The sequence below is a fragment of the Streptomyces sp. NPDC054847 genome (genome assembly GCF_053610925.1).
The window spans coordinates 1-14611 of the sequence record NZ_JBSGZJ010000152.1; the positions used below are offsets into that span (position 1 = coordinate 1).

General features: G+C 70.1%; 13 protein-coding genes. 12 read left to right on the top strand and 1 reads right to left on the bottom strand.

Annotated features, from left to right (window positions below; translation table 11 throughout):
• Positions 1-331: 331 nt before the first annotated feature.
• Positions 332-1549 (bottom strand): PucR family transcriptional regulator, encoded by a 1218-nt coding sequence (locus ACWGH4_RS17295; RefSeq protein ID WP_453461323.1) that lies wholly within the window; start codon positions 1547-1549, stop codon positions 332-334.
• Positions 1550-2012: 463 nt separating this feature from the next.
• Here ACWGH4_RS17295 and ACWGH4_RS17300 point away from each other — a divergent pair, with 463 nt between their 5' ends.
• The 12 genes from ACWGH4_RS17300 to ACWGH4_RS17355 all read left to right on the top strand — a co-directional run bounded on the left by ACWGH4_RS17300 (position 2013) and on the right by ACWGH4_RS17355 (position 14465).
• On the top strand, positions 2013-2606 hold the full coding sequence (locus ACWGH4_RS17300; protein ID WP_441261866.1) for a hypothetical protein: 594 nt from the start codon (positions 2013-2015) through the stop codon (positions 2604-2606).
• A 127-nt stretch (positions 2607-2733) separates the two neighbouring features.
• The gene (locus ACWGH4_RS17305; protein ID WP_453461326.1) at positions 2734-4230 is read left to right on the top strand and encodes a DUF6801 domain-containing protein; all 1497 of its coding nucleotides are present in this window, start codon (positions 2734-2736) and stop codon (positions 4228-4230) included.
• Between the two features lie 262 nt (positions 4231-4492).
• Entirely contained in the window at positions 4493-5476 is a 984-nt protein-coding gene (locus ACWGH4_RS17310; RefSeq protein WP_453461329.1) for an ABC transporter ATP-binding protein, read from the top strand.
• The gene (locus tag ACWGH4_RS17315) at positions 5473-6318 is read left to right on the top strand and encodes an MlaE family ABC transporter permease (RefSeq protein WP_453461331.1); all 846 of its coding nucleotides are present in this window, start codon (positions 5473-5475) and stop codon (positions 6316-6318) included. Before ACWGH4_RS17310 ends, ACWGH4_RS17315 begins: the two co-directional genes overlap by 4 nt.
• A gap of 3 nt (positions 6319-6321) precedes the next feature.
• On the top strand, positions 6322-7125 hold the full coding sequence (locus tag ACWGH4_RS17320; RefSeq protein WP_453461334.1) for an MlaE family ABC transporter permease: 804 nt from the start codon (positions 6322-6324) through the stop codon (positions 7123-7125).
• Positions 7122-8360, top strand: a complete 1239-nt coding sequence (locus ACWGH4_RS17325) for an MCE family protein (protein ID WP_453461337.1) — start codon at positions 7122-7124, stop codon at positions 8358-8360. Before ACWGH4_RS17320 ends, ACWGH4_RS17325 begins: the two co-directional genes overlap by 4 nt.
• The gene (locus ACWGH4_RS17330) at positions 8357-9388 is read left to right on the top strand and encodes an MCE family protein (RefSeq protein ID WP_453461340.1); all 1032 of its coding nucleotides are present in this window, start codon (positions 8357-8359) and stop codon (positions 9386-9388) included. The genes ACWGH4_RS17325 and ACWGH4_RS17330 overlap by 4 nt, the downstream gene beginning before the upstream one ends.
• Positions 9385-10428 carry an MCE family protein gene (locus ACWGH4_RS17335; RefSeq protein ID WP_453461343.1) on the top strand — a complete coding sequence of 348 codons (1044 nt, stop codon included), beginning with the start codon at positions 9385-9387 and terminating at the stop codon, positions 10426-10428. The genes ACWGH4_RS17330 and ACWGH4_RS17335 overlap by 4 nt, the downstream gene beginning before the upstream one ends.
• Positions 10425-11534 (top strand): MCE family protein, encoded by a 1110-nt coding sequence (locus tag ACWGH4_RS17340; protein WP_453461346.1) that lies wholly within the window; start codon positions 10425-10427, stop codon positions 11532-11534. The genes ACWGH4_RS17335 and ACWGH4_RS17340 overlap by 4 nt, the downstream gene beginning before the upstream one ends.
• Positions 11531-12706: an MCE family protein gene (locus ACWGH4_RS17345; RefSeq protein WP_453461349.1), complete on the top strand. Its 1176-nt coding sequence runs from the start codon at positions 11531-11533 to the stop codon at positions 12704-12706. The genes ACWGH4_RS17340 and ACWGH4_RS17345 overlap by 4 nt, the downstream gene beginning before the upstream one ends.
• A complete protein-coding gene (locus ACWGH4_RS17350; RefSeq protein ID WP_453461352.1) occupies positions 12706-13977 on the top strand; it encodes an MCE family protein in 1272 nt (423 codons plus the stop codon). The genes ACWGH4_RS17345 and ACWGH4_RS17350 overlap by 1 nt, the downstream gene beginning before the upstream one ends.
• Complete coding sequence (locus tag ACWGH4_RS17355; RefSeq protein ID WP_453461355.1) at positions 13974-14465, top strand: hypothetical protein; 492 nt, start codon at positions 13974-13976, stop codon at positions 14463-14465. Before ACWGH4_RS17350 ends, ACWGH4_RS17355 begins: the two co-directional genes overlap by 4 nt.
• Positions 14466-14611: the final 146 nt, after the last annotated feature.

Here is a 14611-nt window from a genome sequence, read left to right on the forward strand (position 1 = left end):
TTGCAGACGCCGCGTGCAGCGTCATGCCCGCCCGCAGTGCCGTCCGGAGTCCGGGCCTGTCGGCCCGCGCCGGGCCCCTCGGCCGCGGGTCCGGGGGTGACACTGGCCACACTCGGCCCGGACATCCCCGACGGGGAGATCGTCCGGCCCCGACGAGCCCTCCCGCGGCCCGCCGCCGGTGACTGGCGCCCGGTGATCACCCGCTGCGGACGAAGCCTTCCGGTCGCCTTCATCGATCACATCGCGCCGCTCGCGGCCGGCGTGGACCGGCGGTCGGGTTTGCGGTCCGGAACAGTCGCGGGCGCGCCGCTCACGGGGCGGGGCACAGGTCTCAGCGCGCGCCGCGGTCGCGGCGCTGCCGTAAGTGCAACGCGCGCAGAACCCCCTCGGTCGCGAACCGGCTCTCGGGGTCGGTGAGCTGATCACCGAAGATGGATTCGAGATTGCGCAGCCGGTAGCGGACGGTCTGCGGGTGCACATCGAGCAGCTCGCCCATGCGGGCGGCGGTGCCACGGGTGTCCAGCCAGATCCGCAGGGTTTCGATCAGCCGGTTGCGGCGGGTGGGCGTCAGCCCGGCGAGGGGGGCGAGTTCGCGCTCCGCCAGCTGGTTCAGCAGGGCGGGGTCCGACAGCAGCCACAGGGTGAGCATGTGGTCGGAGCAGAAGGTGAGGGGGGCGTCGTCCACGACACCCGAGTCGATGAGGTCGAGGAGCCGGCGGGCCCATCGGATCGAGTCCGCGGCCTCGGCGGTCGGCACGGTCAGTCCCACGGCGGCCCGGTGGCCGGTCAGCGCGTTCTCCAGCGTGTGTCTTCGCTGGTCGTCGACCGGTCCCGGGACGAGTAAGTGAGGGTGCGGTCCGCCGAGTTCCGCGAGGACATCGTTGTCGAGTTCCGTTCCGGCCAATTCCGGCGATGTGCGCAGGGCGACGAGGGTGACCTTCTCGGGCAGCGGCCACCCCGCCTGCTCGGACAGCTCCGTGATCGCGGAGCGCGGCACCGGCGGTCCCGCCATGATCAGGTGCAGCAGCCTGCGCCGGACGGTCGCCTCCTGCTCGACCGTCCTCGCCTGCACCTCCAGATAGCCCTCCCTGGTGAGCGCCTCGAGCTCGTCCACATAGGCGAAGAGGGCGTCGGCGAAGCTCAGCATCAGGGTGGGGGAGAGGTTGTAGCGCCGGCCGATCCGCTTGGCGCGGCGCAGGGCCACGCGGGCGCCGAGCCGGTAGGCGCCGTGGAGGGAGTCGAGGCTGCGGCCCTCGTACGCCTCGAACCGGCCGAAGCGGCGCAGCATCTCGTCGCGCAGCGGTGACGGCGCCGAAGGGGACGCCACCTGGTCGACGAAGACGGAGATGTTCTGTTCGACGCCGATCTGGATGGCCTGCCCGTACGGGCCCTTCAGTAACCGCCCGTACTCGGGATAGGCACGGGTCACCTCGATGCCGATCTCCTGGATCAGGCTGGGCAGTTCCGGCCGGATGATGGCGGCGAACTCCTGTGGCAGCGGCCCGAGCGGCTCTCCGGCGTCCGACGGCTGGGTGGTCGTTCTCGGCATGGTTGTCCCCTCGATCTCCGGGTGTCCGGTGGGGGTGGGGGCTGTGGGGGAAGCGCTCCCACGGACCGACAGGCGTGACGACTTCGTGGGTGCTGAACATAGTCCAGCGCGGAGCGCCTGCACAGCGGTCGGCGCGGGGCGGGATGGGCGCGAAGCGGCCGGGGAGCGGGCGGCGCGCCGTGGGGCGCCGGGAGAGGAGTGCTCACTTCCGGACAAGAATCCGGGGCGGCCTGTGGCGCCGGCGACAAGAAAATACCGGCTGGTAGCGGCGCTGCGGGAATCTGCCGAACCAGTATTGCGCGGCCGGTTACCCGCTCGTAGCGTCACTTCGGAAAGATGCACGACCGGGTGGCCATGAGAATTCGACCCGCGTTCCAGAACTGAGCCGCAACGCTTTTCGGCCCGTCCGCCAGGGCCGAAAAAGGTCCGTCAGGCAAGCCCATCCCCCTGAAGGGAACTACCCGTGCGAAGAATTGCCAGAAACGCCCTGATCGCCTCGGCGGCGCTGACCGCCGCTCTCGGCATGACGGTGACGCAGGCCTCGGCCACGTCACTGGTCACCTGGACGGTCACCCCCGGCGGAGCGTTCACCGCCGTCGCGACCAACCCCACCCTCACGGTGCCCGCCGCCACGCTGGACTGCGCCTCCTCCAGCGCCTCGGGCTCGCTCGTCTCCGGCTCCGGCAACGCCGGCGACGGCATCGGCTCCATCGCAAGCCTGACGTTCGAGGACTGCTCGGTCATCGGCATCCCGTTCGACGTCACCAGCAAGAACTTCCCGTGGAGCCTGAACGCCACCGGCGTCAGCGCGGTGCCGAACGCGGTCGACGGCTCCATCAGCGGCGTGGACGCGAGCATCAGCGGCTCCGGCTGCACCGCCGACTTCGCCGGCACCGTCACCGGCCACTACAAGAACGACACCAAGCAACTGGTGATCAACGGCGGCAGCCTGATCGCCTCCAACGCCGACTGCCTCGGCCTGATCAACGACGGCGACGAAGCGCTGTACGAGGCCGTCTACGCGGTCTCCGGCGGCCACACGATCTCCCCGGACTGACCCCCGTCCGCAGCCGCGCGGCCCGCCCCGTGCCCCGGTCCACCGGGGGACGGGGTTCCCGCGGCGATCTCGGGAGCGGATCGATTTCCCCGGCAACAAAGCCGAAAACCAGTCAATGGGGGGCACCATGACGGGCGTTGTAAAACGTCCTCCTCGTATTTCCCGTGTCGCCTTTCTCGGCGCCGCCGGATTGGTCGCGGGAATTCTGGCAGGTCCCGGTTCTGCCGCCCGGGCGCAGGACACCGATGTGAGTGTGGCGTACGAGTGCGGCTTCCCGTCGGGAACGCATACCGTGACCGCCGAGATCTCCGGCTCCTATCCCGACAAGGGTGTGGTGAACCGGCCCGTCCGGCCCGGTGAACCGGCCGTGCGGCTGACGATCGGGCCGGCCGCGCTCGAAGGCGTGCTGCCGGAGGGCACGACCACCGTCGCCGGTCTTGCCGATCTCACCGTGCTGGTCGCGCAGAAAGGGCGTTCCGCCCAGGCCCGTTGGGGAGCTCTGGCCGCGCCGGCCGTCCCCGTGCCGGACGGCTCGGGAGACCTGGTGCTCGAACACAGCGGTGCCGTTCCCTCCGTGACCGTCACCGCCCCCGGCGACATCACCTTCACCGCGGCCGCCATGAGGCTGGAACTGCGGCCGCAAACGGGTGAGGAGACGCAGCCGGCGGCGCTTGCCTCCATCGACTGCCGGCCGGCCGAAGGACAGGACGTCCTGCTGGCGACCGTGCCCGTGCCCGTGCCCGGCGGCAACCGCCCCGGCCCGTCGCAGAAGCCGGACCCCGCCGCGCCCCCCACCGCCGAGGAACCCGTGCGGCCGCAGGACATCGCCGTGGAACCCTCGCCGTCCGAGCCGGCAAGCCCCTGCCCTACCCAGATGCCGGCCGGCGGGATCGACGAGAGCTTCGTGCCCCAGCCCCCGCCCGGCGGCGAACCGCCCCGTGTCACCATCCTGCCCGGCAGGCTCGGCTGCGCGTACGCCGTCGGTTTCGCCAACGTCGAGAAGCTCGGCGGCGCGATGATCGTCAACGACCCGTCCGACGCTCCGCGGCTCATCAACGTGCTGGCCGTCACCCGGTCGGTGTCCCGGCCGGGCACCCGGCCCGGCGGCAGCTACTTCCGCGCCGACTCGTACGGCGAGCTGCCGCTGCCCGACGCCACATCGACCTTCCTCACCTTCGGGTTCCAGCCCGTCACCGCGAAGGTCGAGTTCACCAACGGTCCCGTCACCATCTCCACCGGCACCATCGGCTCACCGCCCAACAGGCTCAACTTCGCCCAGGCGGGCTTCTACCAGTCACTGCGCGTCTACGACGTCGAGGTCAACGGCACACCGCTGGACGTCGGCCCGGCCTGCCGTACGGCACGTCCCTACCGGGTGGTCCTGCACGGCAAGTTCCCCGACTACGAGAACGTCTTCAAGGGCGGACCGATGCGAGGCACCGTGACGATCCCCGAGTTCTCCGGCTGCGGTACGGCCGGTGAGGACCTCGACCAGCTGTTCAGCGCGTCACTGTCCGGGCCGGACAACGTCATCGCCATGAGACAGGGCCCGATGTGCATCCCGAACAGCCCGAACAACGAGTGCCCGCCCACGATTCCGCCGCTCCCCGGCCAGGGGAGCTGAGGAGCCGTCCGTCCGATGAGCGCGTTCCCGCATCACCCGGCCGCGACCGGGTCGGCGTCACCGCTCGTACGCACCCGGGGACAAGGTTTCCCCGCCGCTTTGTCATGGCGTGACAAACCACCGAGTTCGGCCTGAATGCGCTGGTCACAGCCATTGCCCCGGCCGCTTACCCGAACGTAACGTGCGGGCGCCCGGTGCACTTCCGCCACTTTCGACACCTGTGTGCAGCCCGCTGCCCACGGACCACCGAACGGGAGGTGAAATGGGAATCGAGGTAGTCGTCGAAGGACTCACCAAGTCCTTCGGCAAACAGAACATCTGGCAGGACGTCACGCTCACCCTCCCGGCCGGAGAAGTCAGCGTCATGCTCGGACCCTCGGGAACCGGGAAGACCGTGTTCCTGAAATCCATCATCGGACTGCTCAAACCGGAACGCGGCCGGGTCCTCATCGACGGCGTCGACATGGTGGGCAGCCCCGAACGCGACATCTACGAGACGCGCAAGCTGTTCGGCCTGATGTTCCAGGACGGCGCGCTGTTCGGGTCGATGACGCTCTTCGACAACATCGCCTTCCCCTTGCGTGAACACACCCGCAAAAAGGAGTCCGAGATCCGGCGCATCGTGATGGAGCGCATCGAGGTCGTCGGACTCCTCGGCGCCGAGGGCAAGCTCCCCGGCGAGATATCCGGCGGTATGCGCAAACGCGCCGGCCTCGCCCGCGCCCTGGTCCTCGACCCGCAGATCATCCTCTGCGACGAGCCCGACTCCGGTCTGGACCCGGTGCGCACGGCCTATCTGTCGCAACTGCTGATCGACCTCAACGCGCAGATCGACGCCACGATGCTGATCGTCACCCACAATCTCGACATCGCGGCCACCGTTCCCGACAACATGGGCATGCTCTTCCGCCAGGGCCTCGTCACCTTCGGGCCCCGTGAGGTGCTGCTGACGAGCGAGGAACCGGTGGTCGCCCAGTTCCTCGGCGGGCGGCGCGAAGGCCCCATCGGGATGTCGGAGGAGAAGGACGCCGCCACCCTCGCAAGGGAGCAGCAGTCCGGCGGCGACCGCGCGAGGCAGCCGCGGACCGTCGTCCCCCAGCTCGAACCCTCACCCGGTATGCCCGTCCGCCAAGGTGCGCTGCGCCGCAGGGAACGGGTGCTCGGCATGATGGCCCAACTGCCGGAGGCCGCCCGCAACGCGATCATGCGGAGCTACAGCCCGGCCGGCGGCGGAGTCACCGGATGACCGCCCCGCCGCCGGTGCGTCTCCCCGCACCCTCCGACGACATGCGGGCCGGCGTGCCGGCCGTGAGACCGCCCTCGAAGCTGCTCGCCCCGCTGCGCGAGACCGGCCAGCTGTTCGCGCTCGCCGCAGAGGTGACCCGGGCGATCTTCCGCCGGCCCTTCCAACTACGCGAGTTCGTCGAGCAGTTCTGGTTCGTGGCCAGTGTGACCATCCTCCCGGCCGCCCTCGTGTCCATCCCGTTCGGAGCGGTCATCGCCCTCCAGGTCGGCTCGCTCACCCAGCAGCTCGGCGCCCAGTCGTTCACCGGCGGCGCCAGCGTCCTCGCCGTGATCCAGCAGGCGAGCCCGCTGATCGTCGCCCTGCTGATCGCCGGCGCCGGCGGCTCGGCGATCTGCGCCGACCTCGGCTCCCGCAAGATCCGCGAGGAGCTCGACGCCATGGAGGTCATGGGCGTCTCGCCCGTCCAGCGCCTGGTCGTACCGCGGGTGCTGGCCACCATGCTGGTCGCCGTACTCCTCAACGGCATGGTTTCCGTCGTCGGCACCCTCGGCGGCTACTTCTTCAACGTGATCATGCAGGGCGGCACCCCCGGCGCGTACCTCGCCAGCTTCTCCGCCCTCGCGCAACTGCCCGACCTCTACATCAGCGAGCTCAAGGCCCTGATCTTCGGCTTCATCGCGGGCATCGTCGCCGCCTACCGAGGCCTCAACCCCCGCGGCGGCCCCAAGGGCGTCGGCGACGCGGTCAACCAGTCCGTCGTCATCACCTTCATGCTGCTGTTCTTCGTGAACATGGTCCTCACGGCGATCTATCTCCAGATCGTCCCCCCGAAGGGGGGCTGAGCGATGTCCGTGCTCGGCCGGCTGGACCGCGGCGGTGACCAGCTCATCTTCTACGTACGGGCCCTCCTGTGGACCCCGAGGACCCTGCGCCGCTATCTGCGCGAGGTCCAGCGCCTCCTCGCCGAGGTGGCGTTCGGCAGCGGCGGCCTCGGCGTCATCGGCGGCACGATCGGCGTGATGATCGCCATGACCCTGTTCACCGGCACCGTCGTCGGACTCCAGGGGTACGCGGCCCTCAACCAGATCGGCACCTCGGCCTTCACCGGCTTCGTCTCCGCCTACTTCAACACCCGGGAGATCGCGCCGCTCGTCGCCGGCCTCGCGCTCTCCGCCACGGTGGGCGCCGGTTTCACGGCCCAGCTCGGCGCGATGCGCATCAACGAGGAGGTCGACGCGCTCGAGGCCATGGGCATACGGTCCATGCCCTACCTGGTCACCACCCGCATCATCGCCGGCGTCGTGGCCATCATCCCGCTGTACGCGATCGGACTGCTGAGCTCCTACCTCGCCTCGCGCTGGGTCACCGTGCTGTTCAACGGCCAGTCCGCGGGCACCTACGACCACTACTTCGATCTCTTCCTCTCCCCGGACGACGTCCTGCTGTCGATCCTCAAGGTGCTGATCTTCAGCGTGATGGTGATCCTCGCGCACTGCTACTACGGCTTCCGCGCCTCCGGCGGCCCGGCCGGTGTGGGCGTGGCCGTCGGCCGCTCCGTACGGAACGCCATCGTGCTGATCAGCGTCACCGACTTCTTCCTCTCGCTCGCCATCTGGGGCGCGACCACGACGGTGAAGGTGGCCGGATGACCGCGCACACGGCAAGAAGACGGCTCGCGGGCGTGGCCTTCCTGCTCGTGCCCGTGCTGCTCATCTGGCTCTCGGTGGCCGTCTACGACAAGAAGTTCACCGACGACGCCACCGTCACCGTCCTCACCGGTGCGGCCGGCAACGAGATGCACCGGGGCGCCGAGGTCAAACTGCGCGGCGTCGTCATCGGTGAGGTCCGCGACATCCGCGCCGACGGCACCGGAGCCCGGCTGACCCTCGCCGTCGACCGGGACGAGCTCCGGCGGGTGCCCGCCGACGTCACCGCGCAGATGCTGCCGACGACCCTCTTCGGAGAGCGCTTCGTCGCCCTCGTGCCGCCCGCCCGCACCACCTCCGCGCGCACGCTCGGCGCGGGGGACACCATCACCCAGGACCGCTCGAGCAACGCCGTCGAACTGGAGCAGGTCCTCGACAACGTGCTCCCGCTGCTGACCGCCGTCAAGCCGGAGAAGCTGTCCGCCACCCTCACCGCCGTCTCCCAGGCACTCCAGGGCCGCGGCGACCAGCTCGGCGAGACGCTCGTCACCCTCGAGGGACACCTGAAGAAGCTCAACCCCCAACTGCCGGTGCTCAACCGGGACATCGCCCACCTCGTGGAGGTGAGCCATCTCTACGCGGACGCCGCCCCCGACGTGCTCCAGGCGCTCACCGACTTCACCACCACGAGCGGCACCATCGCCGACCAGCAGGCACAGCTCGCCGGACTGTACGGCGCGGCCACCACATCGGCGCAGGACCTCACCTCCTTCCTCCGAAAGAACCGGAACAACCTGATCCGGCTGGCCGCCGCCGGCCGGCCCACCCTCGAAGTGCTGGCCGAGTACTCGTCCTCCTTCCCGTGTACCCTGCGCACCCTCGCCGGATTCGTACCCGCCATGGACAAGGCCCTCGGCAAGGGCACCGACGAGCCGGGGCTCCATGTGGACGTGACCTCCGTGCCCTCGCTGGGCAAGTACGTGCCCGGCAAGGACACCCCGGCCTACGACAGCGGCGGAGGACCGCACTGTTACGCCGTCCCCTACACCGGCAGGCCCGCCTCCGCCGCCGCGCGGGCGGCCGCCGAGAGCCTCGGCCTGCCCAACTCGCCGCAGGAGAACCGGCTCGTCAACGAACTGATGGCGCCGGAGCTGAAGAAGACCCCGGACGCGCTGCCCGACTGGAGCAGCGTGCTGACCGGTCCCGTCTACCGCGGTGCGGAGGTGACGCTCAAGTGAAACGCCGCTCTCTCGCGGGACCGCTGTTCAAGTCCCTCGCGTTCATCGTGGTGACGGTCCTCGCCACCACCGCCCTCGCCTTCGGCATCGCCAACACCTCGGTCGGCGAGACGTCCCCCTACAGGGCGCGCTTCACCGACGCGACCGGACTCGTCCCCGGCGACAGCGTGCGCATCGCGGGAGTCAAGGTCGGACAGGTCGAGTCGGTGAAGGTCGTCGAGCGCCGGGTCGCGGAGGTCGCCTTCAACGTCCAGAAGGGCCGCACTCTGCCCGCCTCGGTCACCGCGTCGATCAAATACCTCAACATGGTCGGGCAGCGCTACATCGACCTCGACCAGGGGACGGGGCCGGTCGGCCGCGCCTTCGCCGCGGGCGGCACCATCCCGTTGGAGCGCACCACCCCCGCTCTCGACCTGACCCAGCTCTTCAACGGCTTCCAGCCGCTGTTCGAAGGCCTGTCGCCCGGTGAGATCAACGACCTCGCCGGATCCATCGTCCAGGTGCTGCAGGGCGAGGGCGGCACCGTCGACAGCATCCTGCGGCACGTCGGTTCGCTGACCGGCACCGTCGCCGCCAAGGACAAGGTCATCGGCGAGGTCGTCAAGAACCTCAACACCGTCCTGAAGACCGTCAACGACCGCGAGGCGGGCTTCGACGAACTCGTGGTCACCCTCCAGAAACTGGTCAGCGGATTCTCCGGCGACCGCAAACCTCTCGGGGAGGCCGTCGCGGCCATGGCAGACCTCACCACCGTCACCGCCGACCTCCTGAAGGACGGCCGGCAACCCCTCAAGAAGGACATCGCGGAGCTGGGCCGCCTCTCCCGACAGCTGGACAAGGGATCACCCCGCATCGAGGAGTTCCTCGAGCGGACACCCGCCAAGATGCAGGCCATCACCCGCCTCGCCTCCTACGGATCGTGGCTGAACCTCTACCTCTGCGAAGCGAGGGTCACGGACGTCGCCACGTGGGACGGCAGCCCGCCGCCCACCGGAATCGGGATCACCGAGTCGAGGTGTCGCGGATGAAAACCTTCCGCTTCCGCCGGCGGTCCGTGAAACAACGCAACCCCGTCGCCGTCGCCCTCGTCGGCCTGGTCGTCCTCGCACTGCTCGGCATCACCGCGTACAAGGCGGACGCCCTGCCCTTCGTCGGCGGCGGCACCACCTACAGAGCCGACTTCACGGAGGCCGCGGGCCTCGACGAGGGCGACGAGGTGCGCATCGCCGGCGTCAAGGTCGGCGAGGTCACCGCCGTGGCCCTCGCCGGTGCCAGGGTCAGGGTCGACTTCTCGGTGAAGGACGCCTGGATCGGCGACTCCAGCACCGTGGCCATCGCCATCAAGACCCTCCTCGGCGACAAGTACCTCGCCGTCGACCCGCTCGGCACCCGCACCCAGGACCCCGCCGAACCCATCCCCAGCAGCCGCACCACCTCGCCCTTCGACGTCACCCAGGCCTTCAACGGGCTCGGCGAGACCTTCGGGAAGATCGACACGGCGAAACTCGCCGAGAGCTTCAGGACGATTACCGACACGTTCAAGGAGTCCCCGCCGAACGTCCGCAACGCGGCGACCGGCCTCGCCGCACTGTCGAGATCCGTGTCCGAACGCGACGCGCAGCTCGCCGAACTGCTCAAGGGCAGCAAACAGCTCACCAAGACCCTCGACGGGAAGAAGAGCAGCTTCGAACTGCTGCTCGCGGACGGCAACGACCTCCTCGGCGAGATCAGGTCGAGACGCGACGCCATCCACGCGCTGCTCACCGGCACCAAGAGCCTCGGCATCCAGCTCGGCGGAGTCGTCCAGGACAACAAGCGGCAGCTCAAACCGACCCTCGACGCGCTCGGCAAGGTCACCGCCGTCCTGCTGAAGAACCGGGAGAAGCTCGACCGGACCCTCGCCCTCGCCGGGCCGTACTACCGGCTCGTCGGCAACACCCTCGGCAACGGCCGCTGGTTCGACACCTACGTCTGCGGCCTCGTCCCCAAGAACTACCTGCCCGCCGGCACACCGCCGGCCACCGGCTGCATGCCCCCGAAGCCGACCGCGAAGGGCGGAGGATCATGAACCTCAAGCGCATCGTGGGCATCGGCGCGGGCCTGGCGGTCGTCGCCGTCGCCGGGACGTCCGGGGCGATGGCCCTCAAGGAGTCCGGAACCACCCGGATCACCGCCTACTTCGACCGGGCCACCGGCGTCTACGAAGGATCCGACCTGCGCGTCCTCGGAGTGAAGGTCGGCACCGTGGACACCGTGCGGCCCGAGGGCGACAAGGTGAAAGTCACCCTGCTGCTCAACGAGGACGTCGACGTTCCGAAGGACGCGCACGCCGTCGTGGTGGCACCGAGCGTCGTCGCCGACCGCTACATCCAGCTCGCCCCCGCGTACACCGGCGGCGAACGGATGAAGGACGGCGCGGTGCTGCCCGCCGAGAGGAACGCGATGCCCCTCGAGGTGGACCAATTGTACGCGTCGATCACCGAACTCAGCACGGCCCTCGGTCCCGAGGGTGCCAACGCCGACGGCGCGCTCGCCGGCCTCCTCGACACCGGCGCGGCCAACCTCGACGGCAACGGCAAGGCCATCGGCGACTCCATCGAGCAGTTCGGCAAGGCCGCCAAGACCCTCGACGGCAGCAGCGGCGACCTGTTCGCCACCCTGTCCTACCTCCAGTCCTTCACCGCCATGCTGAAGAAGAACGACGGCAACGTCGCCAAGGCCGAGAAACAACTGGCCTCCGTCACCGGGTTCCTGGCCGACGACAAGGAGAATCTGGGCGCCGCGCTCAAGGAACTCGGCACGGCGCTCGGCCAGGTCAAGGGCTTCATCCAGGACAACCGCGGCAGCCTCAAGAAGAACGTCGACGCGCTCGTACCGCTGACCCGGACCCTGGTCGACCAGCGGGCGTCCCTCGCCGAGGCCATGGACACCGCCCCGCTCGCCGCCGGCAACGCGCTGAACGCGTACGACCCGGTGAACCGCACCCTCAACGGCCGCGCCGACATCAACGAACTCAGCTACGGACCCGAGATCACCGTCCCGCCCGACACCGTGTCCACGGCCGGACTCGTGCCGGTGGACGGTTCACGGCGAAAGGCGCTCCCGGCCCTGCCGCTGCCGCCGGTCGGCACGGTCTACGGCACCCCCGAGAACAGGAAGGGGGAGTCACGTTGAACCGCCCCCGAACCGTCCCGGCCGGCACGACCGCCCGCCCCGCCGCCGCACGGACCCGCCGGCGCGGCGCCGCCGCCCTCGCGCTGACACTCGGACTCACCCTGTCGGCAGCCGGCTGCTCCGTGCCCGAGTTCTCCGGCATCGAGCAACTGCCCCTGCCAGGCGGGGCCGACCTCGGCAGCGACCCGTACGAGATCACCGCCGAGTTCGCCGATGTGCTCAGCCTCGTCCCCCAGTCGTCGGTGAAGGTGAACGACGTCGCCGTCGGCCGCGTCACCAGGATCACGCTCAACCGGGACGACTGGTCCGCGAAGGTCACCATGCGGGTCGCCGGAGACGTGAAGCTGCCCGCCAACGCCTACGCCCACCTGGAACAGTCCAGCCTCCTCGGCGAGAAGTACATCCAGCTCACCCCGCCCCCCAAGGCCGCGGCCGCACAGGGCACCCTCGCCGACGGCGCTGCCATCCCGATGAGCCGCACCAACCGCAACCCCGAGGTGGAAGAGGTCTTCGGCGCGCTGTCGCTGCTGCTCAACGGCGGCGGCGTCAACCAGATCAAGACCATCGCCACCGAGCTCAACAAGGCGATCGGCGGCCGTGAACCGAAGGTCCGCTCCCTGCTGAAGCGACTCGACACGCTCGTCACCAGCCTCGACGACAACAAGGAGAACATCACCGCCGCCCTCGACGGGGTCAACCGGCTCGCCGCCACCCTCGCCACCCGCAAGCAGCAGGTCGGCACCGTCCTCACCGGGCTGAGCCCGGGACTGAAGGTGCTGGAGGAACAACGCGGTTCGCTGCTCACGATGCTGCGGGCGCTGGGCACCCTGTCCACCGTCGCCGTCGACACGATCGACAAGTCCAAGGCCGACACCATCGCGAGCCTGAAGGCCCTCGCGCCGACCCTCAAGGCGCTCGCCGACTCCGGCCAGGACCTGCCGGACTCCCTTCAGGTGCTGCTCACCTATCCGTTCACCGACGAGGTGCTGCGCGGGGTGAAGGGCGACTACCTCAACGTCTACCTCGACGTGACGGCCGCCCCCGGCACGACGATCATCCCCGAGTTCGTCCCCGACGACGAGGCACCGGCCGCCGCGCGGGCCAGGGGCACCACGCCCCTGCCGCTCCCCGCCGTCACAGGCACCACCGGCCGGGACGGAGGGAACCGCTGATGCTCACGACCGCGATCCGCCTCAAGAACCTCGCGTTCCTGGTCATCGCCGTCCTGGTCCTGGGCTTCGTCGGCGTCCGCTACGCCGACCTCGGCCACCTCGCCGGCATGCGCGACGACTACACCGTCAAGGTCGAACTGGCCCAGACCGGCGGCTTGTTCACCCACTCCAATGTGACCTACCGGGGAGTGTCCGTCGGACGGGTCGGCGACATCGAGCTCACGCAGGACGGCGTGGAGGCCGAGCTGCGGATCAAGGACGACGCCCCGCGCATCCCCGCCGACCTCGAAGCAGTGGTCGCCAACCTCTCCGCCGTGGGCGAGCAGTACATCGACCTGCGGCCGGCCGGCGACGACGCCCCCTACCTGGAGGACGGCTCGGTCATCGCCCGCGCCTCCACCCGCCTGCCCGCACCCGTCACCGACGTCCTCACCGGCGTCGACGACCTCGCCTCGTCTGTCGACCTGGAATCCCTGCGCACCGTCGTCGACGAGTTCGGCACGGCACTGAACGGCCGCGGCGACGACCTCCAGGTGCTGCTCGACAACGGCAACGAGTTCGTCCTCGCCGCCGACGAGGCACTGCCCGTCAACACCCGGCTGATGATCGAAGGGGAGACCGTACTGCGCACCCAGATCGAACACGGCAGGGCACTCAAGGACTTCGCGGGCGGCGCCAGGGAACTCGCGGCCCAACTGAAGGACTCGGACACCGACCTGCGCGAACTCATCGCCGCCGCACCCGGCGCCGCGGGACAGATCAGCGGGCTGCTCCGCGACCTCGACCCGGCCTTCGGCGTCGTCGTGGCCAACCTCCTCACCACCTCCGAGGTCGCCGTCACCCGGCGACACGGAATCGAGGAACTCCTGGTGAAACTGCCGGCGGTCGCCGCCGCGGGAGCCACCGCCGTCACAGGCAAGGGAGCACGGTTCGGCATGTCGGTCACCTTCTTCGAACCGCTGCCGTGCACCGACGGATACGGCTCCACCGTCTACCGCAACGGCCTCGACACCTCGCCCGCCACCACCAACACCGCCGCACGCTGCACCTCCCCGCCGAGCAGCGGCAAGAACGTCCGCGGCAGCGCGAACGCGCCCACCGGCGGCCCGGTGCCCGACCCCGCACGGCCCGGCGCCGCGTCCTCGGCGTCCGGTACGGGCACCGGCGACGGCGACAGACGGGCGACGCAGCCCGGGGCGCTCGGCCTGCCGCCGGTGACCGGCTCTGCCTCCGGCATGAGCGGGCTGCTGGGACTGGAGGTCGCGCCATGAGGAAAGTCGGAGCGGGGCTCGCCGCCCGGGCAGCCGTCGTACTGTCCCTGCTGTTCTGCGCGTTCGGCGGCTGGAGCTGTGCACAGGCCGACGGCGACGAGTCGCTGGCCTTCGCCGCCTCCCGCGACGCGGCCCTCGCCGAAGGGAAGCGGCACGTCGAGACCCTCACCGGCTTCGACGGCCGGAAGCCCGAAGCGGGGCTCCGCCGGTGGCTGGACGCCTCCACCGGACCGCTGCGCGAGGAACTGCGAGAGGCGAAGACCAAGGAGGGCCGGACCGCGCGTGCCCGGATCACGGACGCGGCCCTGATCACGCTGGACGACCGGACCGGTACCGCCGAACTGATCGCCACCGTCGAGGTGGAGACCGACACGGCCGGCGGCGGGACGCCGAACACCGAACGCAAGCGGCTGGAAGCCACCCTCGCCCGTACCGCCGACGGCTGGAAGGTCCGGTCCCTGGCAGCGGTCCCGGTCGGAGGGGTGTGACATGCGAGGCGACGAGGCGGGAGCGGTCATGAGCACCGGCGAGGACGTCACCACGGCGGTGCCCGGGCCGAGCCACCGGCCCGCGCGGACCGGTGAACCCCCGGCCGGGCCGTCCGACGCCCGCCCGGCCGGGCGCCGCCGATGGC